The 25,053-nt window shown below is 55.8% G+C and carries 17 protein-coding genes; 5 read left to right on the plus strand and 12 right to left on the minus strand.

Going from position 1 to position 25,053, the window contains the following annotated elements; genetic code table 11:
- Positions 1-11: 11 nt before the first annotated feature.
- Positions 12-2,495, minus strand: a complete 2,484-nt coding sequence (locus KF752_03435; GenBank protein MBX3420590.1) for a protein kinase — start codon at positions 2,493-2,495, stop codon at positions 12-14.
- A 99-nt stretch (positions 2,496-2,594) separates the two neighbouring features.
- On the minus strand, positions 2,595-4,223 hold the full coding sequence (locus tag KF752_03440) for a TolC family protein (GenBank protein ID MBX3420591.1): 1,629 nt from the start codon (positions 4,221-4,223) through the stop codon (positions 2,595-2,597).
- Positions 4,224-4,490: 267 nt separating this feature from the next.
- Between KF752_03440 and KF752_03445 the strand changes: the two genes are divergently transcribed.
- A complete protein-coding gene (locus KF752_03445) occupies positions 4,491-7,721 on the plus strand; it encodes an efflux RND transporter permease subunit (GenBank protein ID MBX3420592.1) in 3,231 nt (1,076 codons plus the stop codon).
- Positions 7,722-7,749: 28 nt separating this feature from the next.
- Positions 7,750-9,099 carry an efflux RND transporter periplasmic adaptor subunit gene (locus tag KF752_03450; GenBank protein ID MBX3420593.1) on the plus strand — a complete coding sequence of 450 codons (1,350 nt, stop codon included), beginning with the start codon at positions 7,750-7,752 and terminating at the stop codon, positions 9,097-9,099.
- Positions 9,100-9,586: 487 nt separating this feature from the next.
- Here the strand turns inward: KF752_03450 and KF752_03455 are convergent, their stop codons facing one another.
- Entirely contained in the window at positions 9,587-10,576 is a 990-nt protein-coding gene (locus KF752_03455; GenBank protein ID MBX3420594.1) for a VOC family protein, read from the minus strand.
- Between the two features lie 344 nt (positions 10,577-10,920).
- Here KF752_03455 and KF752_03460 point away from each other — a divergent pair, with 344 nt between their 5' ends.
- Positions 10,921-11,793: a serine/threonine-protein phosphatase gene (locus tag KF752_03460; GenBank protein MBX3420595.1), complete on the plus strand. Its 873-nt coding sequence runs from the start codon at positions 10,921-10,923 to the stop codon at positions 11,791-11,793.
- A 103-nt stretch (positions 11,794-11,896) separates the two neighbouring features.
- Here the strand turns inward: KF752_03460 and KF752_03465 are convergent, their stop codons facing one another.
- The 8 genes from KF752_03465 to KF752_03500 all read right to left on the minus strand — a co-directional run bounded on the left by KF752_03465 (position 11,897) and on the right by KF752_03500 (position 20,861).
- Complete coding sequence (locus KF752_03465) at positions 11,897-13,834, minus strand: DUF2867 domain-containing protein (GenBank protein MBX3420596.1); 1,938 nt, start codon at positions 13,832-13,834, stop codon at positions 11,897-11,899.
- 327 nt (positions 13,835-14,161) lie between these two features.
- Positions 14,162-14,449 carry a DUF1330 domain-containing protein gene (locus KF752_03470; GenBank protein ID MBX3420597.1) on the minus strand — a complete coding sequence of 96 codons (288 nt, stop codon included), beginning with the start codon at positions 14,447-14,449 and terminating at the stop codon, positions 14,162-14,164.
- A gap of 32 nt (positions 14,450-14,481) precedes the next feature.
- On the minus strand, positions 14,482-15,240 hold the full coding sequence (locus KF752_03475) for a glucose 1-dehydrogenase (protein ID MBX3420598.1): 759 nt from the start codon (positions 15,238-15,240) through the stop codon (positions 14,482-14,484).
- Positions 15,241-15,303: 63 nt separating this feature from the next.
- Entirely contained in the window at positions 15,304-16,185 is an 882-nt protein-coding gene (locus KF752_03480) for an RNA polymerase sigma factor (protein ID MBX3420599.1), read from the minus strand.
- Positions 16,186-16,578: 393 nt separating this feature from the next.
- A complete protein-coding gene (locus KF752_03485; GenBank protein MBX3420600.1) occupies positions 16,579-16,932 on the minus strand; it encodes an ASCH domain-containing protein in 354 nt (117 codons plus the stop codon).
- Entirely contained in the window at positions 16,929-18,332 is a 1,404-nt protein-coding gene (locus KF752_03490; GenBank protein ID MBX3420601.1) for a hypothetical protein, read from the minus strand. Before KF752_03490 ends, KF752_03485 begins: the two co-directional genes overlap by 4 nt.
- A gap of 2 nt (positions 18,333-18,334) precedes the next feature.
- On the minus strand, positions 18,335-19,147 hold the full coding sequence (locus KF752_03495) for a hypothetical protein (GenBank protein ID MBX3420602.1): 813 nt from the start codon (positions 19,145-19,147) through the stop codon (positions 18,335-18,337).
- Between the two features lie 13 nt (positions 19,148-19,160).
- Positions 19,161-20,861, minus strand: a complete 1,701-nt coding sequence (locus KF752_03500; protein ID MBX3420603.1) for a hypothetical protein — start codon at positions 20,859-20,861, stop codon at positions 19,161-19,163.
- Positions 20,862-21,158: 297 nt separating this feature from the next.
- Between KF752_03500 and KF752_03505 the strand changes: the two genes are divergently transcribed.
- Both KF752_03505 and KF752_03510 read left to right on the plus strand, forming a co-directional pair.
- Positions 21,159-22,397 carry an ImmA/IrrE family metallo-endopeptidase gene (locus KF752_03505; protein ID MBX3420604.1) on the plus strand — a complete coding sequence of 413 codons (1,239 nt, stop codon included), beginning with the start codon at positions 21,159-21,161 and terminating at the stop codon, positions 22,395-22,397.
- Between the two features lie 28 nt (positions 22,398-22,425).
- Positions 22,426-22,944, plus strand: a complete 519-nt coding sequence (locus KF752_03510) for a hypothetical protein (GenBank protein ID MBX3420605.1) — start codon at positions 22,426-22,428, stop codon at positions 22,942-22,944.
- Between the two features lie 367 nt (positions 22,945-23,311).
- Here the strand turns inward: KF752_03510 and KF752_03515 are convergent, their stop codons facing one another.
- Positions 23,312-24,760: a DUF1254 domain-containing protein gene (locus KF752_03515; GenBank protein ID MBX3420606.1), complete on the minus strand. Its 1,449-nt coding sequence runs from the start codon at positions 24,758-24,760 to the stop codon at positions 23,312-23,314.
- Between the last annotated feature and the right edge of the window lie 293 nt (positions 24,761-25,053).

Raw genomic sequence — 25,053 nt, forward strand, 5'->3', positions numbered from 1 at the left:
CCAACGAGTCGTCAGCGGTTGGACTGCATTTGGACTTCCCCATCAGGCAGCGCCCAATCTTGCATGGCCGTCCACGCGCCTGTCACCAGACCCGACTGCGCATCTGCCGGCAAATAACCGTTGGCGATTACAGCACCGTCTTCGACGCCCACGCGGGTGTAGTCGCTCCAAGCTCCTAACATCCCTGGCAATCGCTGGGCAAGTTCACGCCAATGTGGATGCGGCTGTCGGCTGTTTAACCAAGCTGCGGTTTGCTGCCGGGCCTGACGAATCGACTGGTTCAAGCTGCGAGCTAAACGCGGCGAATCAGCATCGCTGGCGCCGATCATTTGAAATTCCCAGTACCATTGGGGCGCAAACGACGTTTGCATCAGTACAGCTCGCGCGTCGATGGGCAGCACCGTGCCAATAACCTGCCGCATGCGCTCTGGCAATTGCTCCATCAGCCAACGCCCCTCCGTGTTCAGGAAGCGCGGCGAACACAGCAGACATAGGTCGCAGTCGCGGTGCGTGCGCTCTAGCAACCTGGCTAGGTGCGGTTGGATCGTCCCCGCGACCCCATTTTGTTGAGCCACTTCCATCATCAATTGGCTGGGGCCCACACCGAAGCTCTCGATCAACTGCGAGCTCCCAGCGGAAGCTTGTTGCGCATCGCTATCCGCCACTGGTCCCAGATAGTAGCTCCGTAGGCCGCTGCGTATGATCCGATTCGATCGACCGCCATCGACCATGGTGGCTGCAGACTCTTGCGAATCAGTGGCCCACGCTGCCAGGAGCTGCTGCCGCGTCATGCCTTGCACCAATTCAACGCGAAACGCCTGCTCGGGTCGCCGATCCTCGTTGCGCTCAGGATAATATGCGACCAGCACATGCTTGAGAGCCTCCAGCGGTAGACCAGTAGCCTTCGCAACATCACTCAGCAGCGCATCCCACGGCCGGTCATTACGCATGACATCGACCCACGATGCAGTGCGGCTCAGGGTGCTGATGCGTGCCGGGTGCCAAGAGAGAATCAGCTGAGCGCCTGGAGGCAATAAATCCAGCCTCAACGGTTCGGCTGGCCAGGGTGGTGCCCAGGGCAGGTCGGAACTATCCGTAATCCGATAGCGATCCTGCAACGGGTCGCGTTCGATCGGCTGGGACTCGACTGACTGCGTTGGCAGGTCAGGCAGCTGGCTAACCGTTGTCGGCGCAGGTGTTAGGACGAGGCTCCACGTATTCCAGCCCAACACGAGCAGACCGCCAACCAATACCAACGACCCCATGATCACGGCCAGCATCCATCGCTTTTTGTGCTTGGAAACTACGGGGATTGGCTGCTGTGCGCCGACTTGTGCCGCGCGACTGGACTTGGCCTCGCTCGAATTTGCCGATTGAGCACCGTTGTCGACGGAATCTATTTTGCCAGGCGACCGTAGACGACTGGGGGATGCCGATGTTGCAGCGTTCAGCGCTTCCAGGACTGCCGTAGCGTCCGCTAGCCTATCCGAGGGTTGCTTCGCCAAGCACAACTTCAAACAGTCCAATAATGGTTGTTCCAGCCGCAGATCGGCATTCGCGAAATCTGGTTTTGCGCCCGTACTGGCTGCAGGTTGGTTGATCGATGAACGGTCGGTGGGCGCTGCTCCCGTCAGCAGCCACCACCAAGTGGCTCCCAACATGTACACATCACTGGCCAGCGACAGGGCAGGGCGGCTGATCAACAATTCAGGTGGCAGAAAATCGTCAGTATTCATACCCGGCAGTGACGCTGCCAATACACCACTGACAATTGAGATTTTTTCCGTTGCATCGCTGGCAACAGTGGCACTCGTCAATGGATCGCAGATCAGCGTCACAGCACGTCGAGAATCCAAAGCCACACGATCTGGCAAGACGCGTCCATGAACAATCCGCGCAGCATGTAGGTCGGCCAACGCCTGTGTCAACTGCCGCACCGTCTGCATGATCTGCGCGATTGTCTCGCGCACAGGCGGTGCGGTAGGCTGGCGATGTGACAGCAGCGTTCCGTCAACAGGGCGCACGCGGAGCAGTAATTGGCCATCGGCCAGCTCCGGCGGCTCGACGGCCTGAACATGCCTAGACTTCAGACTGGACAGTTGCACGACTCGCGGTAGCCCATCGGCACTGGCTCTGGCCTGCTCTGCCTGTTGGCGGCTGATCCAGCGTCCCCACACGGGCTCGGATTGCTTGCCGCTGGCCATGCCAACTTTGGTGATCTCATACCAACCCGACCAGATAGGTTGCGCGACCCTGCGCAGAATATGCCAGTCGCCACGTCGTAAGACATCCTGACTTTGTCCTGCCAGCGCGCGTGCTTGGTAGTTGGTCAAATCTCCAGATTCGATGAGCCACTTCAGTACTTTGATTCCGTTAGTTTGATCGCGCGGTGGCAAGCTTCGCGCGACCTCTGTTGCCCAAACTTTGCACCGCACCTCGGAAGCTAAACCTTCTGCGATCAGCCGTTGCCAAAGCTGAGTGCTGGTAAATGACATAAAAACTTCCTGCCTTGATCTGCGAGATCGCCATGCCGCAACTCGATTTAAAATCGACGCAATGCCATGCCAGTTCTGTTACCAAGTTTTTGAGTTGACTTATGGAGATGGTGGCGCGGTTATGGGCCACCCCAGTGCACATTGAAGTTGCAGTTGGGCACGATTGTAATCGGCAACCGCATTTAGATAAGCGCGCTGGGATTGTTCAAGTGCTTGGATCGACTGCAGAAATTCAATCGGCAGGCCTAGGCCATCGCGAATTCGATCGAGGTTGCGTTGGTACGAATCACGAGCGCTGGCAATGGCGATCTGAGCCATCTGCAGTTGTTGCCGGCGCAGGCGGACTTGCACATTGGCCTGGGCCACCTCTTGTGCCACTTGATCCATCATGCGCAGCTTGGCAAAGGTCGCTTGCTGAACCTGCGCAGTGCGTTCACTTCTGGCGGCTGCTTCACCAAGACCCAAGTTGCGCATTTCCCAAACCATCATGGCGTCGATATCATAGCGTCCGCCGAAATTGTCTGTGTTGCCACCCAACCCGCCACCAAAGCTAGTAGTACTGAAGCCCAGCAAGACACTGGGGACAAAGGGGGCGTACTTCTCGCGTTTGTAGGCTTGGCAGGCTGCTGCCACCAAGGCTTGAGACTCTTTCAGCTCAGGTCGCGCGGATAGACCAGCCGCAATGAGTGTAGCTTCGTCGGATGATGGCTCAAGCATCTCCAGCGGTATGATGACGGTATCTTGCGGAAGCAGCGCAGACGTCATCGGAATGCTGAGCGCACGAGCCAAGCGAGTGGACGCGACAAGCTGTCGCTCAACTGCAGCTAGTTGGCGTGTCTGGAGCAAGGCGAACTCTGTGGCGGTGCGATCTGCGTCAGACTGCAGGCCCTGCCCAGCTTCTGCGTAGTCTCTGGTAATTTTTGCCAGTTCGGTGGTCCGCTGGACCGCTTCTGAAATGATCTCCAGATCTTGACAGGCCTCCAGCAAGTCCATGTAGGCGATGCCAGCGCCCAGTAGCTGTTGGTTGAGTATCGCAGTAGCAGCATGGCCTCGCGCCCAGACGGTCCTCTGTGCCGCTTGGGGAAGGAATAGTGCATCGGCCAGATGAAACCTAGCCACGATACCAGGCTGTGTTGGCGAGCCGGCGGCGACGGCTCCCGCGCCCAACCCGTAATTGAACGAATTGAGATTCACATCCACAATCGCCCCTTGCACATCCTGGTAGTTGCCATCCCGCCGTCGGTAATTGAAGCCTGATTGAATACTCGGCAGCCACATGACCTTGGCTCGGTCGAGCTGCGCGTAGGCTTCTTGAACTCGCCAGCGGGCAAAACCAACCACCGGGTGTTGCCCACCAATCATGGCCAGGACTGTCGGCAAATTGATGGGCACGGCACGGGCTTCGGCAGAGGCAGGTGTCGAATCACTGTTTTCGAGCGAAGATTCCGATCCAGGGAGCGCCAACTCCACCAGCGAAGGATCGCTGCCTACCGATGGGTCGGTGTCAGTTTGGGCGGTCGTAAAGTTTGCTGGAGCAACGGAAAAATTCGGTGGTAGCCATGCGCTGCCCTCGGGCTGGGTTTGGGGGCTTGCATGCTCAGTAGCGGACTGGGAAGCGGACAACCCCTGAGAGGCCAGTCGCCTGTGTGTGGGCGATGTAGCTGCGCAACCTGCGAACATCATTGTCCAGGCCAGGACCACTACCCACGCAGAATCGTTCCAGCTCATCACGCCTGATTCCTTTCAGCCGAGACGGTCCGCCCGTCCATTTGTGATGCTTGTGTTGAATTTGTTTCGGCCAACGAAAAGAGCACCAGTAGCGTCTGTAGCGGTCAAACAGCGAGTTTTGATCGACCCAGGTGTAGGGCGATCCGGATAGACCGGCTAAACTGGCAGATCCAGCCTGAGAAACTTTGATGCCTGGCTAAGCTCGTCTCAACAAGGCGACTTGCTGGCCTCCGGAAACTGTTGTGAGTCACTAGGAAGGCCCACTGCATGCAACTAATTCTGTCAGCCATGCGCCGCCCTGCGACAGTCATGGTGCTGGTATTGAGCCTGTCCATGGGCTGCTTCCTAGCCGTCGGGCCTGCTGTGTTCCAACACTTCAAGTGGCCCTATCCGGCGGGACTTCCCAGGGGGATGGAAGTCGACATCTTTCCCAAGCTTAATCTACCGGTCATCTATGTCTGCCAGCCGTACGGTGGGATGGACCCCGCTCAGATGGAAGGCTTCTTAACCAACTACTACGAGTACCACTTCCTGTACATCAGCGGGATTCATCACGTCGAATCGCGCAACGTGCAGGGTACGGCTCTCATGAAGCTGTACTTTCATCCTGAGACCAACATGGCTCAGGCGATGGCCGAGACGATCAACTACGTCAACCGCTCACAAGCCTTCATGCCACCAGGAACAGTGTCGCCGTTCGTGATGCGTTATGATACGGGGTCGGTCCCTGTGGGTTACCTTGTGTTGTCGAGCGACACTCGTAGCATCGCCGAGATTCAAGACTTGGCATTGTTCCGGGTACGCCCCATGTTTTCGAGTCTGCCGGGTGTGTCCGCACCGCCACCATTTGGAGGAAGTGCACGGTCGATTGTCATCACGGTCGACCCCAAGAAGCTGCAATCCTATAGCATGTCCCCGGACGAAGTCATCGTGTCGCTAACCAAAGGGAATACGCTCAGTCCATCAGGCAATATTCCGATCGGTGACACCTACCCGATCGTGCCTGTTAACTCGGTTGTGAAAGATCCGCAACAACTAGGGACCATTCCGATTCGGGTTGGCGACAATCCGGTGTTCTTACGAGATGTCGGATTGATTCAAGATTCGGCAGACGCCCCCGCTGGTTACGCTCTAGTGAACGGACGTCGAGCGGTTTACATTCTGGCCACCAAGCGGGCTGAAGCTTCTACGCTCAGCGTGATCAACAACATCAAGGACGCATTACCCAAAATGAAGGAGGCGTTAGGCGCGGATGGTGAAGGGATCGATGTCCGATTTGAGTTCGATCAGTCGCCCTACGTGACACGCGCGGTCGGCGGCGTTGTTTCCGAAGGCTTGCTGGGTGCCTTGCTGGTGGGCTTGATGATCCTACTGTTCCTGCGCGATTGGCGAAGTTCGCTGATCGTTGTTCTGAACATTCCCTTGGCATTGTGCTCTGCGATACTAGCGTTATGGATCACCGGCCAAACTATTAACTTGATGACCCTAGGTGGTTTGGCTTTGGCTATCGGGATTTTGGTGGACGAAGCTACCGTGTCCATGGAAAACATTCACTCGCACCTGCAACGCGGTGTTCCCCTAGCGCTCGCCGTACGCGATGGGTCGCTGGAGACGCTCGTGCCCCGGCTGCTGGCCATGCTCTGTATCTTGGCAGTGTTCGTATCGTCCTTCTTTATGCAGGGCGCAGCGCGCGCGTTATTCGTGCCACTGTCGCTGGCGGTCGGCTTCTCCATGATCGCGTCCTACTTGCTATCGAGCACCTTTGTGCCGGTGATGTCGGTGTGGCTGCTCAAGGGCGGACATGATCATGACCACCAGCCCCAAACACTCTTCGATCGATTTCGTGCCGGCTACGAAAGCATCGTGACGAAGCTTGTAAGTCTGCGCTGGTTGGTCGCCCCCACATATCTCGTGGGTTGTCTCGCTGTGGTTGCTTGGATCGCACCGCAACTCGGGCGCGGTGTCTTTCCGGTCGTCGATGCCGGTCAGTTCCGCTTGCGGATGCGCGCATCCGATGGAACGCACATCGAGAAGTCCGAAGCTCTGGCCAAGCAAGCGTTGCAGATCATCGGCGATGAACTAGGACCAGACAACATTGAACTGACGTTGGGTTATGTTGGAATGATTCACTCCAATTTCCCGGTTAATGCGGTTTACCAATGGTCCCGCGGACCTGAGGAAGCCATTCTGTATGTTGACTTGAGTAACAAACTCCTGCTGCCCGACGAGCAGTTGAAGGAGAAAATAAGGGAGCGATTGGCGAAAGACATGCCCGACGTGCGCTTTTCTTTCGAGCCTTCAGACATCGTGAATGAGGTCATGAGCTTTGGATCGCCAACGCCCATTGAAGTGGTCCTAAGCGGTACCGACTTTAGCAAGAATCGTGAGTTCGCCGAGACATTGCGAACAGAATTGGCTGGGGTGTCTGCCTTACGTGACATTCAACTTGGCCAGTCGATGGACTACCCCACCGTGCAAGTCCATGTCGATCGCGAAAAAGCGGGCTTGGCAGGCTTGATGCCCGTCGATGTATCACGAGCCCTGGTCACTGCCACTTCCTCCAGTCGATTTGTGGTTCCCAACTACTGGGCAGATCCCAAGAGTGGCGTGGCCTATCAGGTGCAAGTGGAGATACCTCGTCCTGTGGTTCGTTCCCCTTACGATGTGGAAACCGTCGGATCCATAGAACAGCTCGGCCGCATCCCACTTCGCAAGACAGACAATGGTCAAATACTTGTGCGAGATGTAGCGACTATCGAGCGCGGCACCATGCCGGGGCAATATGATCGTTACAACATGAAGCGCCAAGTAACGCTGACCGCCAATATTTCGGGAGCCGACTTGGGGTCTGTGGCACACCAAGTTCAACAAGCCATTAAGCGCGCTGGCGATCCACCGACAGGCAGCACGGTCGAGGTACGAGGCCAAATTCCGCCCATGCAAGAGATGGAAGCCGGTCTCTCAATTGGACTGTTGCTGGCTATCGTGGCGGTGTTCTTGCTGCTGACAGCCAACTTCCAGTCGCTACGCCTAGCCGTGGTGACGGTATCAACGATACCTGCGGTCGTGGCGGGCGTCGTCGTGATGCTGCACATCACAGGTACGACCATCAACATCCAATCGTTTATCGGGGCGATCATGGCAGTTGGAGTAGCGATGGCCAACGCGATTCTGCTGATCACCTTTGCAGAGAGCCGGCGCGGCGAAAACGGTGACGTCCTGACTGCGGCTGTCAGCGGTGCTGGCAGCCGATTGCGAGCGATTTTGATGACTAGCCTGGCGATGACCGCCGGCATGTTGCCAATGGCGTTAGCACTGGGCGAAGCTGGACAACAGAACGCCCCGCTTGGTCGAGCTGTGGTGGGAGGGTTGATGGCAGCCACCCTGGCTACGTTGTTCATGCTGCCAGTTTTCTTCGCACTGTTGCAGTCAAAAGCTAGTGTGAAGTCTGCGTCGATGGACCCTGATGATCCCGAGAGCCGCTACTTTGCGACCTGACCGCTCAACAATAATAAAACACCCCCCCATGAAATCAGAACTAACCGTAATTTTTGGTGTGCTTTCAACGGCCCTGGTGTTAAGCATCACTGGCTGTAATCCACAGAACGATGTCGCTGTCGAATTGAATTCAACTGCTGGGGAGGGATCGTCCTTAGTTCGCGTCACCACCGGACCAGCCGTCACAAAGACGCTGCGATTGTTTACAGAGCAGCCGGGGAGAGTCGCGGCCTTTGAAGAGACGCCGATCCTATCCAAGATACCTGGCTATGTAGAAACAGTTCACTTTGACATTGGAGACAAGGTGACCAAAGGTCAGTTGCTGATCCGCATTCGGGCACCCGAATATCAAGACCAACTGGAACAGAAGCGCGGATTGCTCTTACAGGCTGAGGCTCAGGTCAAGCAAGCCGAAGCAGCCCTGGCAGCCGCGCAGGCCTCAGCCAATTCCTATCACGCGATGGTGGTACAGGCGCAAGCCAGTGTTGGCCGCTCGGAAGCCGAGTTTGCTCGCTGGGACTCTGAGTACCAACGCATTCAGCAGTTGGTCAGCAAAGGGTCGGTGACCCCCAAGCTGGCCGATGAAACAGCTAGCCAGTACCAAGCAGCAGCCGCCGCCAAGCAAGAGGCGTTGGCCATCATCGAGTCTGCGAAGGCGCGACAGCAGGAAGCGGCAGCCAACGTCACGACGGCCGCCACCGCTATCGATGCGGCGAGGGCTAAAGTCAAAGTGGCCCAAGCCGATATTCAGCAGGCTGAAACCATGCTGACCTATACCGAGCTGTTGAGCCCCTTCGACGGATACGTCACTCATCGCCGCGTTGATGCTGGCCACTATGTACAGCCAGCAGGCGCCAGCAACGCGCAACCACTGATGACCATTGCCAATGTGACCAAGGTCCGAGTGTTTGTCAATGTGCCAGAAAGCGAAGCTACCTGGGTCGATGCCGGATTCGACGATGCCTTTCAAGGCGACCCGGTGACGATTCAGATTGCATCTGGAGAATCAATTGATGCGAGAGTAACTCGCACCAGCCTGCAACTGGACCTACACAGCCGTTCGCTTTCTACGGAAATCGATGTTCAGAACACTGATCTGATATTACTGCCCGGCGCGTTCGTAACCGCCAAGATTCTACTGGAAGAACGAAGCGATGTACTAACACTACCGATCTCAGCCATCGTGAAGACCGCTACAGAGGCGGTTTGTTGCGTCGTTGTGGATGGAAAGATCCAGCACCAGCCAATCAAGTTAGGTCTACGAGTCGGCGATGATGTGCAGATTCTCTCCGGTCTAAATGGTAATGAGCCAGTCGTGCTCGTCCGCGCCAATTCGCTCCGCTCTGGACAGGCAGTTGAAGTAATCGCGGAAAAATAAATCGCTGATCGTCGTGACGTTGTGTCGGCGCAATTGGCGCGTTACGCGATCGTTTGGTTGGTTTGTAGACCATTGAGATGCACAGTTTAGGCAGCTTCCAATTGCAACCCCGCTGTCCGGGTGATCACGGCCAGCAAGATGCGAGGCGGCCTAGGCAGTCTAGCGCGATCTTGATTCTTAGTAGACTTTAGACATGTGCAAGGTGATGCTTTCCGCCAAGGCCGTGGAAGCTGTGTCGTTGCTTGGTCTACTGGAGTGCCGATTGTGTCCGCTGAAAAAGTAGTGCGAGTCGAACTGATCAGTCAGTAATTCCAGACGGTCCAAGAATTGGTTTTTGATGTACTGGAGTACTGGAGCTTCAGTGGTGAGGCGGCGCAAGCGGACGCAATGGTATTTGCATTACTCTGCAGCCATTTGCTTACATTTGGCAATGGCAGAAACGTTATGCCGGCTTGCTTGACCCACCCTGCAAATCCTTGAACCACGGCTACTCCCAGCTCCCTTCCGGAATAGGCTTTTCTTCGACAATCTCGATGGTGACGTGATCGGGGCCGAGGACATAAAAACTCTTGAAGCCAAAATCGGTGCGAAGCTTGATGTCATCAATGATCTGGACGCCATTGGATTGCATGCGATCGCGCACGGGCTGGATGTCGCGGAAGGAAAAGGCAATGTGATCGAGGGCTCGACCAGCGCTGGGCAGCAGCGTTTCTGGTGGCGTGGGAGCGTGCGTCCACCAATTGACGCTGCCGTGGCCCGGCGCTGCGAAAATATTGATGCGCACATCGTCCGCTGTGCGCAACTCGGTCATCCACATGTAGCGCAGCGTGAGCAGCGGGTTATTGGGGTCTGGCTCAAAGTCGTCTGGTGGTGAAGACGGTCGAGGGGGAATCCGGCTGGGCCCACGCAGTCCAAGGTTGTCCATGTACCACTGAGCGGTTGCCCCTACATCGTGGGTGATCAAATGCACGTGCGCAAATCGAGGTTGAGGAATGCCCGAATAGAATTCGAAAAACTCGCGACTCGGCCCAAAGGCATACAGGTACTTGTGTTGTCCGAGGGCTCTGGGCGGTGTTTCGATTTCAACTTGGTGCTTTCTCAACCATTCGAATTCGGCAACCGCATCTTTGCATCCCCAGCCGATGTGATACAAGCCGCTTTCCAATTGCCAGGGCGGTGGTTGGCTAACCGTGTTAAACAGAATCAAAGCACGGTCGACCAGTACCGCGTTGGAGCTGCCGCGATACGAAATTCGTTGGGCATTCACAATCGTCTCATAAAACTGCATGCTCTGGGTGGGGTCCACCGTATTGATGCGCGTATGATGGTAATCGGCCGGCTCGATGGTCGCCTGTGACCGAGCATCGCGCGCATCCCTCCGCCCCGGCGGTTGAGCGCCAAGACCATTCGGCGGAACGCACAATGCTAATGCTAATGCTACCGTAACGAATCGAAGCCGAGAGTAAATGGCAACCATGGTTTATGACTCCTTAAGGAAGCTTCACGATCATGCTACCAGTGTTCACAGTCTACCATCCTAGCAGCGGTCGGGCTGCTGTGGCCGGGCGGTGAAGGAAATCGTATACCAGCAGGTAGCCATTCAGCCCGCGCTTAGATGGCGGTGTTGGGCTGCATTCGGATAGGTCGGGGCAAGCGTACCCGGCACGGGATTCTTGCAGCGGTGGGGCCTCAGCCAGCACGACGCCTTCGACGTTTGGAGCGCACCAGCGACACTACACTCAGCCCTGGTAGGAACTAGAAGCTCAGTGTATTCTAGCCTCAAGATTTGAACCAATCGCACGAGAATCTGCGGATTACGATATGTTAACAGGTGGAACATCGACCTCGTCAACGCTCGATTCCGACCAACTTCAGTGCATGGAAGTTTGGGGTGGGAATCGAGGGATCGAACGTTATTTCCGCTTGCCAGGACTGGAGATTTGGCTGTATTCCCGGCCTTACGATGAAGCTGCGAGTGGAGGTGATGTTTATTATCTCTCGTCTTGTGCTTCGGGGCGAATAACACGACTACTTCTGGCGGATGTCAGCGGTCATGGCGTGGCGGTTTCGCAATGCGCTAGCCGCTTACGGGATTTAATGCGCAAGCACATTAATCGCGTCAGTCAACAACTGTTTGTAGCCGAAATCAACAAGGATTTCACGGGATTAGGGGAAGGAAACTTTGCAACAGCCTTAGTGGGCACCTTTTTCGCCTCAACACGGTCCCTGCAACTCTCCACGGCAGGCCACCCCCACCCCATACTCTTCCGTGATAAGAGCTGTACCTGGGAGATTTGCGACCCAGGCTCAGCAGACACCACAGAATTGAGCGATCTGCCGCTTGGTATCGTGGAAGGCGTCGAGTACTGCCAATCTCGCCTGACGCTTGGCCCCGGAGACATGTTACTTGCCTATACCGACGGTGTCACGGAAATGCGGTTAAGCAACGATCGACAGTTAAACTCAGCGGGGCTTCTGTCACTGGCTCAGGCTATGAGCGGGACGGCTCCGGCGGCATTCTTATCAAAACTGGTCGAACGCTTGCGGAAGAGCTCCAGCGAGCCGATGGGAGACGATATGACTATGTTGCTTCTGCGAGCAGATGGAACCGGAACCAGTTGGCGGAACAACTTGCTGGCCCCGTTCCGGCTTTTACGTGGCGCTCGCAACAAAGTTACCTTTCGTCAGACGTAACTGAATATTAATAACAACTGAGCATTGCTTGCTGTTGTAGCAATGTGGCACGCAGGGAAGCCATTGCACTCACAGCGACTTGTGCCGGTCAACTGCCAATTCATCAATTCATGCTCCACAACGTTCCATTGAGAATGGCCGCAAAAGTCGTCCACAGCAGGTAGGGGACCATCAACCAACCGGCCCAAGCGGATCGGCTAGCAAACTGGATGGTGGTAATGGCGATGGCCACCCACAGCAATAGAATCTCGGCCATGGCGAGTCCTGGGCTTCTCAATCCGAAGAACAAGACAGACCACAGCGCGTTTAGGGCTAACTGCGCAGCGTACAGAAACATTGGCCACCGTGCGTCCAGCCAGCCAACTCGCCGCCAGACCAGCCAAGCCGCCACGGCCATCATGCAGTACAAGGCTGACCAGACAGGGCCAAAAATCCAATCGGGCGGATGCCACTGCGGTTTTGACAATTCTTGATACCAACTCCCCACAGAACTACCGGTTGCCCAACCCCCTAACGCTGCCGCACTCCAGGTAGCCAAAAGCAGACCGACTAACCAGAGCGCCTGCTTGGTGACAGATGGCGAGTGCATTTGGACTCGCGCACTGTTCATGCCCTGACGCACAATTTCCCGTAGCATGCCAGCGAACACTATCTCATGCAACGGGTAGATTCCGTACCAGTAGGCTAGGCCGAACAGTCCGACCGGATCGAACTCGGCCGTTTGACGAACTTGGCAACCGGCTGCCGTTGGCTTGACTTCAAATTCCAGCCACGCTCGACCGGGAAGTCGCATTTCGGCAAACAGCCTCAACCGTCGCTCGGGTTCAAACGCCTCAACCCGCCAGCAGTCGAGCGTATCTCCAACTCGCAGTTCGTCTAATTCCCGCCTGCCACGGCGCATCCCGACACCGCCTACCAGTAGATCCATCCACCCACGGATCCGCCACAGAAAGTTGGCAAAATACCAGCCAGTATGACCGCCTATACGTTGGATGGGGTAGAAAGCGTTTGAAGGCGGAATGGGAGCGTCCAGTGACCGAGAGTCAACCAAGCGTGTTCCGAAACGTGTACCACCCCAGGGTGGCAATGGCCCCGATGCAGAAAGCGCATCGGACCACCGTGTCGCAGCCAGTTCTTGATCTTCATTTTTCAGAGCCCGCTCAATTGCCTCCCGGACTCCTCGCGGCTTACAATCGAATTGCATCAGCGCCCGCCGATCATTGACCACGGTTGCGTTTTGCAGGCTATCGATCAATTTTCGTCCAACTCGTGCATAGACAGGCGTGACCAAGCCTAGCCACAGACTAGAAAGCCGCGGAGACAAAAATGGCACGGGAATCATCCAGCGTCGCAATCCACGCTGTCGAGCATATTCCTGCATGATTTGACCATAAGACATGCGATCCGGACCGCCGATCTCAAAAACTTGGCTACCTTCAAGCGGGCAATCCAGAGCGAGAGTCAAATACGAAAGCAAATCCTCAATGGCGATCGGCTGAGCCTGCGTAGAGACCCATCGAGGACACAACATCACCGGCAGCTTTTGAACTAACGCCCTTATCAGCTCGAACGATAAACTCCCAGAACCGATCACGATCGAGGCTCGAAACTCAATCACCAAAGCCCCAGAAGTACGCAAGCATTCGCCAACTTCCTGTCGGCTTCGCAAATGTTTCGACAGATTGGTAGACTCATCTCCCAGTCCTCCCAAATAGATGATTCTCCTGACACCGGCGCTTCGAGCGGCGGCGGCAAAATTCAAGGCGGCCTGTCGGTCATCCTCCTCAAAATCCGCCGCAGTACCCATCGAGTGCACCAGATAGTAAGCTACTTGCACACCCTCCAACGCCGGCAATAAAGTCTCCGCTTGCAGTACATCGCCACGGAAAATTTCGGTGGTCGGTGACACCCGTGCTTTCAAGAATTCTGGCCGTCGAGCCAAACACCGGACTCGCAAGCCCTTCTGCTCCAACAGCGGGATCAAGCGTCCGCCGACATATCCCGATCCGCCGGTAACCAAGACCGTAAATGGCTGCTGCATGGTTGAATCTTAAAGAAGGTCAGGACTGGGCCGAAACATGATGTATAACTGTCGTACGAAATCTGGCAAGAATTGTTGCGGCTGCTAGCGACCATTTGTTGCGCCAGGTGGCAGAACCTGGCAAAATTTGGCAGGCCTGGCGACCAAATGTCGTGTCCCGAAAAACACCACAAAATCACAGGGAAATACTGGGTTTTCGCATGTCGGGGCAACAGCCGCCCATTGAGCCTTTTTAACTCCGGAGCGCGAAATTAGGACACTGCTTTTAGATGGCACTTCCCTAGGAAATCAATGCCGCTATGATCCAACCGGGCTTGCGTACGATAGTCATATTCCCTGGACAATCACGCCACGATAGACAGCTCCGCGATGGCGGTGTTGGGCTGCATCTTGATACGCCGGGCTATCATACCAGTCTTGGGCTTCTTCCACGCTTGGGAATTCAGCAATCACAACGCCTTCGACATCCGGTCCTTCCAGTGTCAGATGCTTACCATAGGCGGCTAGCACTTTGAACGGGCGACCTTGCAGTGTCGCTGTTACTTTCTCCCAGTAGGCTTCCAGTTCGGATTGATCGAGCGTTTTTTCACGAATGAACACCACATAAGCTGGCATGTATTTCTCCTGTTGAGGTGTGGGAATTTGGGTTATCGCAAACCGCCGGAAGCAAGAATAACTTCGCCGGTCAACCAGCCGGAGTCATCCGAGGCGAGAAACGAAACAATTTTGGCGATGTCTCTTGGCGTACCCATTCGGCCCAGAGGGGTCATGGCGACGAGGTGCTTTTCTATGTCATTATCGACGCCGTACAGTCCCGCCTCCTTCGTCCCTTCGCTAAGCGTGGCGCCGGGATTGACGGAGTTAACGCGAATTTTTCGCGGGGCGAGTTCTTTGGCCAGCACGCCGGTCACGGCATCGAGGCCCGCTTTGCTGGCGGAGTAGATCGAGTATCCGGGCGGATGCGAGCGCGAGGCACCGGAGCCGATATTGATGATGCTTCCGCCATCCGATCCGAAGTGCGGGAGCGATTCGCGGATAACCAGCAATGGCCCGAGCAGGTTGACTTTGATCTCGCGGTGGAACTCTTCCTCGGTCAGTTCCGCGACAGGCATCGCCCGATAGACGCCGGCATTATTGACCAGAATGTCGAGAGAGCCGAAGGTTTCCTTCGCCCGCTCGAAAAGCTCGGCAACATCGGCAGACTTCGCGACATTCGCCTGAATCGCGATGGCACGGCCACCTCCAGCGGTAATCGCATTGACGACGGATTCCGCGCCGGTTCGGTCGCTCGCGTAATTCACCACAACTGCCGCACCCACAGCGGCAAGCTCCCTGGCAATTCCCGCTCCGATGCCCTTGGACGCTCCCGTTACGAGAGCCACTTTGCGTTGCAATTTCGACATCACTTGTCCTCCTTACTCCCGTAGACACCACGGGAAGGAGACTGTGACAAGCGATTTCAGGATTCTTCAATTGAGTTGCAGCGCTGTCCCGAAATCGCCTTTGTCGAGCAGTTGCCGCAGACAGTCGAACTGATTCTTCGGTTCGAGAAAGGGGTGCTCGCGGAAAATCGCCGCGTATTGTTCATTCACGGTATTCTCGATGGTCCGCACGATACCTTCTGCCGCTTCCGAGATGCGTTGCACATGCAGCGGGACGAATTGCAGCTGTCCGGGATCGACATGTCCCGCCTCGATAAAGCCCCTGGTCTTCTTCGGGCAGCGACAGGGGTTGTTTGCGTTGACCAGACCGCACTGGCCGTGCATGAACTGGTAGAGTTCGCGGCGGGCGCGAGAGAGGCTCTGCCGGAAATTGTCGGCGGTCATCTCCAGGATTTCGCTGGCGACCGTGTCGCTGGCTCCGAAGATTTCGCCCAGCGTGAAGATCAGCCGTTGCTTGCGGTCGAGGCAGAGCAACATCCCCGTAGTACAGGAGATTTTGGCTTCTTCAACCAGCAGCGGCACATCGACCGGCACGGACTTCGGGTCGGGCAGGTCCAGGTTGGGGGTGTCGTTGATGGCGGCGGCGTAGCTGGAAAAGGTTTGGGCTTCGGTTTCCCCGCCGCGCCGCTTCATGTTCAGCACGTGGTTGGCCGTGATGCGGTAGAGCCAGGTGCGAAACTGGCTTTCCCCCTGGAACGTGCTGAGTCGGGTGATGGCCTTGATCAGCACTTCCTGCGTGACTTCTTCCGCATCCTGCGCGTGAAAGACCATGCGGACTGCGATGTTATAGATCCACGATTGATGTCGCAGGACCAGCTTTTCCAAGGCCTCTCGGTTGCCGCTCTTGGCCCGCGCGATCAGGTCGTTATCCGTGGATTCATCGATAACCTCGGCAAAGGGATTATGCATCACCGCATTCCTCGCTCAGAACACCTCTTTCTGCCCTACTCCTCTTTCTACTCTAACAGACATGAACTCCTTGGACACGCGAGGCAAAGGACTGTGACAATCCCGTCTGAAATTGCCGGTACCGCCCGAAAAATTCAAATCCCGCCAACAGTCGCTCGTGCAACCACTGGCGGGATTCGTATTTACGTCGCAGTCGGGGCGACAGGACGGCAATAGAACTTTTTCGTCCGCCTATTTTTGGGATCAAGGGCGATGTTGCAGGACTGATTTGCGACGCAACTCCTGAATTCAAAAGGTCTTCGGGTGTAGGCTTTACAGGATGAGCTGAGTCATCGACCGGCTTGTGGGGTTCAAGCCGATAATTGCAATCTTGGAAATGACCCCGGTAAGGATTTACAAATCAGTGATTGCCGGGTCCAGCAATCCTGTTACATCGACCTCGAACACCCTCAGTTCGCCCTGAACCGGAAATGGCTTCTTGATCCGCCGGACGTTCTCCAACACCCATGCAATCGCTTTTGGAGTTTTTCGACACTGCGCCGCGGGTTCATCAAGTACGGACATGGGTCGACAATCGACAAGAGTCGCCACAGCTAGGGCATATCCCGCTGGAGGAATGTCTGGTTCCTTTGAAGAGACAATTAGAATCTCACCGCGATAGCGAGTGGACCAGGTTCGTGTCTCGATAGTCTTCTCACCGTCGGCAATCATGTTCGCCCAAGGCTGTTTTACAGATATCGCTTTCATCGGCTTGGCACCTTGACCTTCGCAGCGAGACCAATCATCTCTTGCGTTTTGCTTGAACACACGACTTGCATTTTTGACAGAAAATCCTTGGCCCACAACTGAATCATGTTCGCCCATGGCGAATAGTCAGTTGTGGCGTATGGGCCAATCCGACCTCCAACTTCGGGTGAAAAACATCCGTGACTGAGTACGGTCATTTCGAGTTCCATCGGGCTTGCCGCAATGACGCGTTCCGCAAACTGAATCAAACCGCGGAAATCGGCTCTCTGATATGGCTTCATGTCTCCGAGGTGTTGAAACGAATCAAAAGCGTATTCACTTGAATCGTCCAGACCACATTCGATCATTGCAGCACGTCTGTAAATGCATGGCATGCAATACCCACAGTGAAGCACCTTAAGATTCTTGTACCGCGAGGCTCTGGAACAAGATACAGACCGTTTTGCGAGAGGTATCAATTCGTCTGGAAGACCGCGCAGCATGTCCGTCTTGCTCTGATACAGGAAGGGGTTCCGTAGCGCACCCTCGAAGATGCCAAGCTGAGCAACAACGTCAGCGAACTCCACGAGAAACTGGGGGTGTGCGGTGCGAGTGCTCAAGGAGCCGAGTCGTGAACGCTGTAGTGGCGCGTTCAACGCGATCAGACCGTTCTCGGGGATATACAGCTCTGGCACATTGGCCGAAGCTGCCACTGACACAGCCAGGCTCAAAAACAGGAATGATCGGCAGCGATGGGTTTCCTCTACTTTCTTCGCAAGCTGGTAATGCGTCTTCTCTGCCCTGCTGCGGGCAACCCGGCATTGCACCAGCGTCAACTGGTTGGGAAAGAGTGCCAAGAGCTGTCGCGCTAACTCAGTTTGAGCTGACGCTGTCACATTATCTGCTTGGTGACCCACCAGGATCACCTTCTTGCCGCCCTTGAGAAGCTGATAGGCCCCCATCAGTGAATCAATACCACCTGAAAAAAGACAGACAGCGTCCATTCCACGAGGTAATTTCGCCCGATGCTTCTTGATCGGAATGGCTTTGCGATCTAGCCAATCGAAGCTGAAGTTGTCTCCAGCAACGCGTTTCAAGCACATCGACAGTGATGGTGTAACTTCTTGCCATACCGAACGATCGGCTACAGGAACGACAAAATCGTGAGAGCGGGTCCATCGATCGGGCGCACTCTTGCGAGCTTCCATCTCGTCAGTGATGTAGACCATCACTGCCACATCCACCAAGTCACGTGCCGTCTGAGACATCTTGACCAATAGTGGTTGACCATCACGCTTAAACCGGAGCGTGACGTTTCCAGACGGCAAGGTGTCAATGACACCTCCCTTCAAGGCCGCAAGTGCATGAATGTATTTCTTATCGCCGCAGCCTTTGGGTCCGACATTTCTTACCGCTTTCATAATCACTCCGGTGGTTCTGGGTTTCTGAGCCGGAATTCGAGTGTCGAAACAATCCCATTCCCGAGTTCTTGCCCAGCGGGACCAAACCAGTCCACTCGGTCAAAACGCCCCTCGGCGCGAAGGTCTTCAATCAGTGTTTCAACCTGCGACCGACACCCGCGTTCGACTGCTGACGACAATGCAACAGATTCATCAATCGAGTCGGTCCGCAACGTGACGTGGTTCTCAATCAGTGTCCAAACACGATCAAATACGTACTTTGTTAAGAAACATTCAATCAACCCCTCAATGCCCTCTCTGGCCAAGAACCCTTGGAGCGCTGCATCAAGATTTTGGTAGGAATGATCGCCTTCAAGTGCAGCAGCATCAAGAATCGCGTCACGCAAAGTAGCGCCGAGTAGTTCTTGCTGGAGGCCATCAGAGATGCCTGCGATGTGTTCAGCGATTCGTGCAACGACTTCGGCGGCAGATCGACCTCGCAACTCGCCAAGGCCAAGCGTGTCCAGCGCTGCGCCAAGATCGCCACCTTGAAGAGCTGTCGCAAAACTACCGAGTGACGAAACCGCACTTCCTACAGACGCGTTCCTCACTGAACCGCCACTTCTTCCACGCCCTCCACCGCCAGCTCCACCTCCTGTGCCTCCACTGCCTCCACGCGTCGACGGAAATCCCATGCCGCCCGCTGCACCGATCACATTAGAAATAAGTTTCTGAGCGTTGCGAGAGACGGCATCCCCAAGAAGCGAGTTGATCTCTCGCTTCACATCGGTCCAGTCGCCACCGGCTGGCGTCGGGAGATTGATCGACGTCCCCATTTTGCCAGATCCCCTATCGTTTCGACGTTGCCTTTTTGTTTGGCGTATTGAAGGCTGCCGCCAGCTTAGACCCTTTGAACTTGTCCTTGAGGTCCTTGGAAATCGAGAAACCCGCGTTTTCTGCGGCGTTGAGCAAGGTAGACGCAGAAAGGCACACGGCATCCTGCTCATTCGGATCTAGTTGCGAAAGCCCCTTCACGGCGTGGAGATACTGATCTCTGTGCTTCCGGCAGATTTCTTCCAGACCATTGATAATGTGGGTTCGTAGCAGCGACTCATTCGCGGTTGCAAGGTCAGCAAGCAGAATTCGCACGACAGACGCAGCGAGTGCGGGCTCCTGCGCTGCTGCCTGTTTTGCACCGGCCTGTGAACGGATTCGATCGTCGCTCTCAATAGCGACAGCCAGTGATTTGGCCTTTTCATCAGCAGGCTGAAGTCCCTGTGCTCGTCCGCGACTCAAAGATGTTTGAGCCAAGAACAGATAATCGTTGAGGTTGATTTCACCTGTGAGCTTCGGTTCTGCGAGGAGATACTCAATTAGCCCGACTCGTCCCATTGACTCGGTGACGAGCTTTGACTCGATTCCATTGTTACCAGCCGAGTTAGCGGCCTTGGTTACCTCGTCAATCAGCGCAGAGCGTCCCGTTTCTGGGTCCACAGTCTCAGCAATCGCATTGAAGAATTCCTCCCAGACGTATTCCAGTACTGCTATCTTGATAAGCATGTCCTGCTTAACGTCCAGTCCATTTTCTTCGGCAAGACGCCGACGCAACGAAAGAATGTTCAAGAATCGCTTTATCTGTCGCGGGTTGCCCCTCAGCCCACGAGCGAGAACATGGACATACGGCATCACTTCCGACAGCTCACCCTTTACGTCCTTAAGCTTGCTGTCTATCAAGGCTTTGTTTTTCTCTGGCCAACTACATATCTCCTCTTCAATGCTGCCCTTGCATGTGTAGAACCCACGCCGCGCGGACAATAGCGTGGGCCAATGCTCCTGATTGAGATTTCTTCCGATGATCAGCATTCCAACATAACACGCGATATCCCGCAGGTCTTGCTGGGGGATGGTGAACGGAATTTGCACGATCTTCTCAAGAAAATCTTTTTGACGCTGCTGCTCGCTGACCTTGTAGACTTCGCCAACAGCATGCTGAATCTTTGCTGCGTCAGCGCCAATGACGAAGGTGCAAGCTGGCGTGTTCAGGAACAGCTTGATCGTTTCGAATGTTTCGATCACCTTCGCGCTTGAACATCGGTCAAGGTCATCAATAAACACGACAATGCGATCAACCTTCGCTTTGGCGAGCAACCCCTCGAATTCCTTGTCGAACGCTTCCATGGTTTCCGCGATCTTCTCTGACTCTTCCTTGAAACAGTCGATGAAGTCGTTGATTTGCGGTGTCATTGTCATGACGCTTGTTGTCATGAATTTCGCGAGCTTCAGGACACTCGCCCCCTTCTTGAGCTTCTCGAAGGTATCTTTGGCGTCTTGCCAAAGGGTTTTATCCTCTGCCAGCTTTGCAAGGACAGCATGAATTAATGCCGACTGAGCTTCTTCACGCCCCTCATATCGCCAAGCGTTGAACCAGAGAGTCTTCGTGTTGACTTCGGGAGTTGAATCCACTTTCGCCTGGAGCATCCTCATCAGGCTCGTCTTACCACTACCCCAAGCTCCAAAGATGCCAAGGGTCAAGGGAGCCAAGTCTTTCATCGTGCACGTATCAGCGAGCACAGAGACATAACTAGCAAATCCCAGAAAATCTTGGTCAGTGTCTCGATCGGACCACATGGACTTATTTCACCCGCTAAAAGTTCATCATTTCGCGCAATTGGCCCCGCTTGGCGCTTTACGCGGCTCAGCCCCCTCCGATTGTGCGGATATCGAACACGCAAGTCAAGTCCTTGCGTAAATGTTCCGATCATGCAAGAATAGAAACTGAAGTACGGAGGAGCCTCTTCCCCGGTACGGCCTGGCGGTTCCGTCAAGCCACAGACAGGGAGAAATGCCATGAACATCGACCAAATCACTCTCGCCTCCCGGCTGAAGGAGGCCCGCATTGCTGCGAGTCTCACGCAGGAGCAAGTTGCTCAGGAGCTGGAATTGCCGCGTACGGCGATTGTCCAGGTCGAAGCCGGGAATCGCGCCGTCAGCACTCTCGAACTGGCCAAACTCGCGCAGCTCTATGGGCGGTCAATCGCCGGTTTCTTTGCCGACGCACCCTCTGCAGAAGAGGATGTGCTGGTGGCCCTGTTCCGTGCTGCGCAGGTCGAGGGGCAAGACCTCCCTTGGCAAACCGAGGTCGCCCGCTACCTGGAAATCTGTCGCGCGGGGGTCGAACTGGAACGCCTGCTCGACCGACCGCCGCATGTCGGCCCGCCGTCCTACGACTTGCCGCTACCACGCAATGTCATGGAAGCGGTGGAGCAGGGCAATCTCGTCGCGGAACAGGAGCGACGGCGACTGTCTCTCGGTCACAACCCCATTCCCGACATGTCCGACCTGATCAACAGTCAGAACATCTGGGCTTCGGGCGCAGAACTCCCGGAAGATATGTCCGGCCTGTTCCTGAATCACTCCTCAATCGGGCTCTGCATCCTGGTCAACTTCGGCCATCCTCGCGCCCGGAAACGCTTCTCCTACGCCCACGAGTATGCTCATGCGCTGCTCGACCGTCAGGATGCGGCCACGGTCTCGCGTGAAGAAAACCGTCGCAAACTCCCTGAAGTCCGCGCCAATGCCTTCGCAGCGGCGTTCTTACTACCCCGCACCGGAGTCTGGGCGTTTCTCAACGCTCGCTTCAAGGCCGGACCGAGCCTCATCGAGCAGACGGTCTATGATCCAGCTGCCGAGCAGAACGCCGAAGAAGTCCGTGCCTCCCGTCGGGCCGCGCCACGCTCCCAGGTGCTGACCTACGAAGACATCGCCACTCTGGCCCATCACTTTGGCGTCAGCTATCAGGCCGCACTCTTTCGACTGAAGAGCTTGTCCATCGTCAACGAAGCCGAGTTCACCGAATTGCGGGACAAGGAGCAGTTTGGACGGCAGTATCTGGAGTTGCTACAAGTGCTGGAGGATCTCGAAGGGCATGACCAGCGCAAGCCGGATCGAGAAATTGTCAGTCAGGTAGTCCATCTGGCCCTGGAAGCCTACCGCAGGGAGGAAATCTCCCAGGGCAAATTGCGCGACCTCAGTAAACTCCTGAATTTCTCGGCGAAAGCGCTGGTCATGTTGGCGGAGGCCGCTTAGCACTGATCCGCCTCAGGGATGAACCTCGATGAGCACAGTCATCGTCATCACGGACACGAGTGTCCTGGTCAACTTTCTGGTACTCGATCAGGCCGCATTGCTGGCGCGACTGCCGGATCATCGCTTCGTGGTCACGGAGCACGTCCGCGCGGAAATCACCGACCACTATCAGGATCAGCTCCAGCGTCTGGAGGCGGCCTTTACCGCTGGCATCCTCGAAGAAATCCGAGTTACCGATCTGCCAGAGGTGCAGCTCTTCGCCCAACTGACAGCTACAGGATTAGGCATCGGCGAATGCTCGGCGATTGCCGTCGCAGCTCATCGTCAACTCGCTCTGGCCATCGAAGACAAACGCGCGGTCAAGAAGCTCAAGACCGTTGGTCTGCAGCTGACGCTTCATTCCACGGAGACGATTGTCGTCCTGCTGATTCAGCACGCCGTGCTGACCTTCCAGGAAGCTGACACCATGAAGCAGGAATGGGAGCTGCACCACCGCTTTCGCTTGCCGTTTGGTAGCTTCGCCGAACGGCTCTCCTCCTCTCCCTGAGCAACCTATCCGAAGCACCGCCTCGTCATGACGTCGCCGAGCCGACAGCCACGAGATAGCACTCTGGTTGATTTGGCTCTCAGAAGAGGCGCTGCCGCCGACACTTACGCCGCAGGCGTGATCGCAACCCGTTGTGGTCTCAGCAGTTGCGCAATTGGATCCCGCATCCATGAAGACCCGGGTCATTAGTCGGGGCAACAAGACGGCGATTGAACTTTTTCTGAGTGGCGTTCGCAGTTGGGAAGACCGAGTTCGGCAAGTCATTTCGACGCAAACCGTTAGTCAGTCGGCAGAAAGCTAACCAGCAGCTTTCCGTCTTGAATCGCGTTCGGAATCGACAAGCTTTTCACAACTGTCGGATCTTGCGTTACTGTTGAAGTTCGATCTCTCCTGGCCGCCACGTCTTGTCGAACCAAGGCTGTAGCGGGCCATAGAGCCGCAGCAGTGTATTCCAGCCCTTGCCGGGGACGGTCTGCACCCAGTTGTTTTCCTTCCCGGCGGGAGCCTTCGGCCCGAAGTACAAGTCGACCGAACCGTCCGCATTAACCAACACCTTCTCATTCTGGCTGGTGACCGCTGGCCATCGTTGATCGGTCTGGAGCATGGAGCGCGTCTGATTGTCGTACAGGATCACCGACCAGAACTGCTTAACGGGGATATTGGGCGGCAGATGCAGTTTGTAGTTCTTGCCGCCGTCGAGAGCGCGTCCGTTGGCGTCAACGAAGGCGGCCATATACTGTGACCCCGCTCCCACAGTCTTTGAATCCATCGCAGGCGTCACGCCGGTGGCATAAAAGAAGAACGCCGAATAGGCGTCCAGAACTCGCGCGCCGTCCTGCTCGAACTTATAGCCGCCATAGAAGCCGGACCGCCATGCGCTGTTCGGGTAGTAGTAGCTCTCCTTAATTCGCAAGCGGTAATTCATGGCACGCGCGGTGGCGTCACCGACCACGGCGGCCTCGGTCAGAATTTTCTTCATGCGGGCATCAGGCTCAAATGGCTTGCCCTTCTGAATACCGATCGAGGCGTACAGGCCAAGTGTGACTGGATCGACCGAATCGGTCGGTTCTTCCTGCACGATTTGGTTGAGATACTCCCAAAACGGATAGTCCGCTGGCGCAAGTGTGCTGAACGCCTTGCCGGAGACATGAACGAAATTTAGCTGCGGGGGATTGGCAGCGTCTTTAAGCCGATAGATCTTCGTGTGCTTTTCCACGAGATCCACACCCGGTTTGGGATCGCCATCCACGAGAAAGGATCGCCACGGTACCCAGACGCTGAACGTCGCAGGGCGCACGACTAAGTAGCCGGGCGGCACGTTCTCGGTATAGCCCGGGGGCAGGATCAGGTATTTGCCGCCTTTTCCCTTGTCGGGGCCGACGAGGCCGATATCGGTGACAAAGCTGTACCACATGTCGTTCATCAGACCGAGAACGTTCGGCGGCACTTCCAGCACTAACGGCCCTTCCCGTAGATCGAGCCAGAACCACGTGTACGGTGTGTTGTTGTTGGGCGTGAGGAAGAGCGATTTCGAGTCCATGCGATCCTCGAAGATCGGCACGGTCAAATTGATCTGTCCGAGTTCAGCAATTCCCTTGCGATTGGCCAATTGACTTACTGGCGCGAGTCCCAGCAGGTACGCCTGCACGGCGCGCTGAAAGTCGAGGTTGTCATAGAGCTTTTCGACGGTCGAGTCGTCGGGGAACCCATCAAAGAACTTGAGCTTCCCCAACCGCGTTTCCACCTCGTCAGGAATTGCGATCCCCCTCGGAATCTCAGTTGTCATCTTGTATTTGGCAGGAGGCTGTTGTGCCATGCACGCCGTGCCGAACAGTAGAAGCGCGGGCAGAGCAGTGGCGATGATCGTTGAATTCCGACGTGCCATTTCGTGTTCCGTTCTCTTGCAGAAGGGGGACGTCAATTACGTTCCTAAATCAATCAAATTCCTTGGATCGGCAGCAAAGCAGCTTTGTCTGGCTCGCGCAAGCAACTCGAAACAGTCGGCGGGATTTGAACTCCGCAGGCCCTTTATTGACAGGACGTTGCGTTCGACTGCATGACTTGTCAGTCATTCTCCAGCGGCCCACCGAACGTTTCCACACGTGCAGC

The sequence above is a fragment of the Pirellulaceae bacterium genome (assembly GCA_019636385.1).
Lineage (GTDB): Bacteria > Planctomycetota > Planctomycetia > Pirellulales > Pirellulaceae > Aureliella.

What these genes read in the sequence shown, in the direction of transcription:
- KF752_03435 (MBX3420590.1), bottom strand. Translation starts at nt 2,495, where the DNA reads ATGTCATTTACCAGCACTCAGCTTTGGCAACGGCTGATCGCAGAAGGT.
- KF752_03440 (MBX3420591.1), bottom strand. Translation starts at nt 4,223, where the DNA reads ATGAGCTGGAACGATTCTGCGTGGGTAGTGGTCCTGGCCTGGACAATG.
- KF752_03445 (MBX3420592.1), top strand. Translation starts at nt 4,491, where the DNA reads ATGCAACTAATTCTGTCAGCCATGCGCCGCCCTGCGACAGTCATGGTG.
- KF752_03450 (MBX3420593.1), top strand. Translation starts at nt 7,750, where the DNA reads ATGAAATCAGAACTAACCGTAATTTTTGGTGTGCTTTCAACGGCCCTG.
- KF752_03455 (MBX3420594.1), bottom strand. Translation starts at nt 10,576, where the DNA reads ATGGTTGCCATTTACTCTCGGCTTCGATTCGTTACGGTAGCATTAGCA.
- KF752_03460 (MBX3420595.1), top strand. Translation starts at nt 10,921, where the DNA reads ATGTTAACAGGTGGAACATCGACCTCGTCAACGCTCGATTCCGACCAA.
- KF752_03465 (MBX3420596.1), bottom strand. Translation starts at nt 13,834, where the DNA reads ATGCAGCAGCCATTTACGGTCTTGGTTACCGGCGGATCGGGATATGTC.
- KF752_03470 (MBX3420597.1), bottom strand. Translation starts at nt 14,449, where the DNA reads ATGCCAGCTTATGTGGTGTTCATTCGTGAAAAAACGCTCGATCAATCC.
- KF752_03480 (MBX3420599.1), bottom strand. Translation starts at nt 16,185, where the DNA reads ATGCATAATCCCTTTGCCGAGGTTATCGATGAATCCACGGATAACGAC.
- KF752_03485 (MBX3420600.1), bottom strand. Translation starts at nt 16,932, where the DNA reads ATGAAAGCGATATCTGTAAAACAGCCTTGGGCGAACATGATTGCCGAC.
- KF752_03490 (MBX3420601.1), bottom strand. Translation starts at nt 18,332, where the DNA reads ATGAAAGCGGTAAGAAATGTCGGACCCAAAGGCTGCGGCGATAAGAAA.
- KF752_03495 (MBX3420602.1), bottom strand. Translation starts at nt 19,147, where the DNA reads ATGGGGACGTCGATCAATCTCCCGACGCCAGCCGGTGGCGACTGGACC.
- KF752_03500 (MBX3420603.1), bottom strand. Translation starts at nt 20,861, where the DNA reads ATGAAAGACTTGGCTCCCTTGACCCTTGGCATCTTTGGAGCTTGGGGT.
- KF752_03505 (MBX3420604.1), top strand. Translation starts at nt 21,159, where the DNA reads ATGAACATCGACCAAATCACTCTCGCCTCCCGGCTGAAGGAGGCCCGC.
- KF752_03510 (MBX3420605.1), top strand. Translation starts at nt 22,426, where the DNA reads ATGAGCACAGTCATCGTCATCACGGACACGAGTGTCCTGGTCAACTTT.
- KF752_03515 (MBX3420606.1), bottom strand. Translation starts at nt 24,760, where the DNA reads ATGGCACAACAGCCTCCTGCCAAATACAAGATGACAACTGAGATTCCG.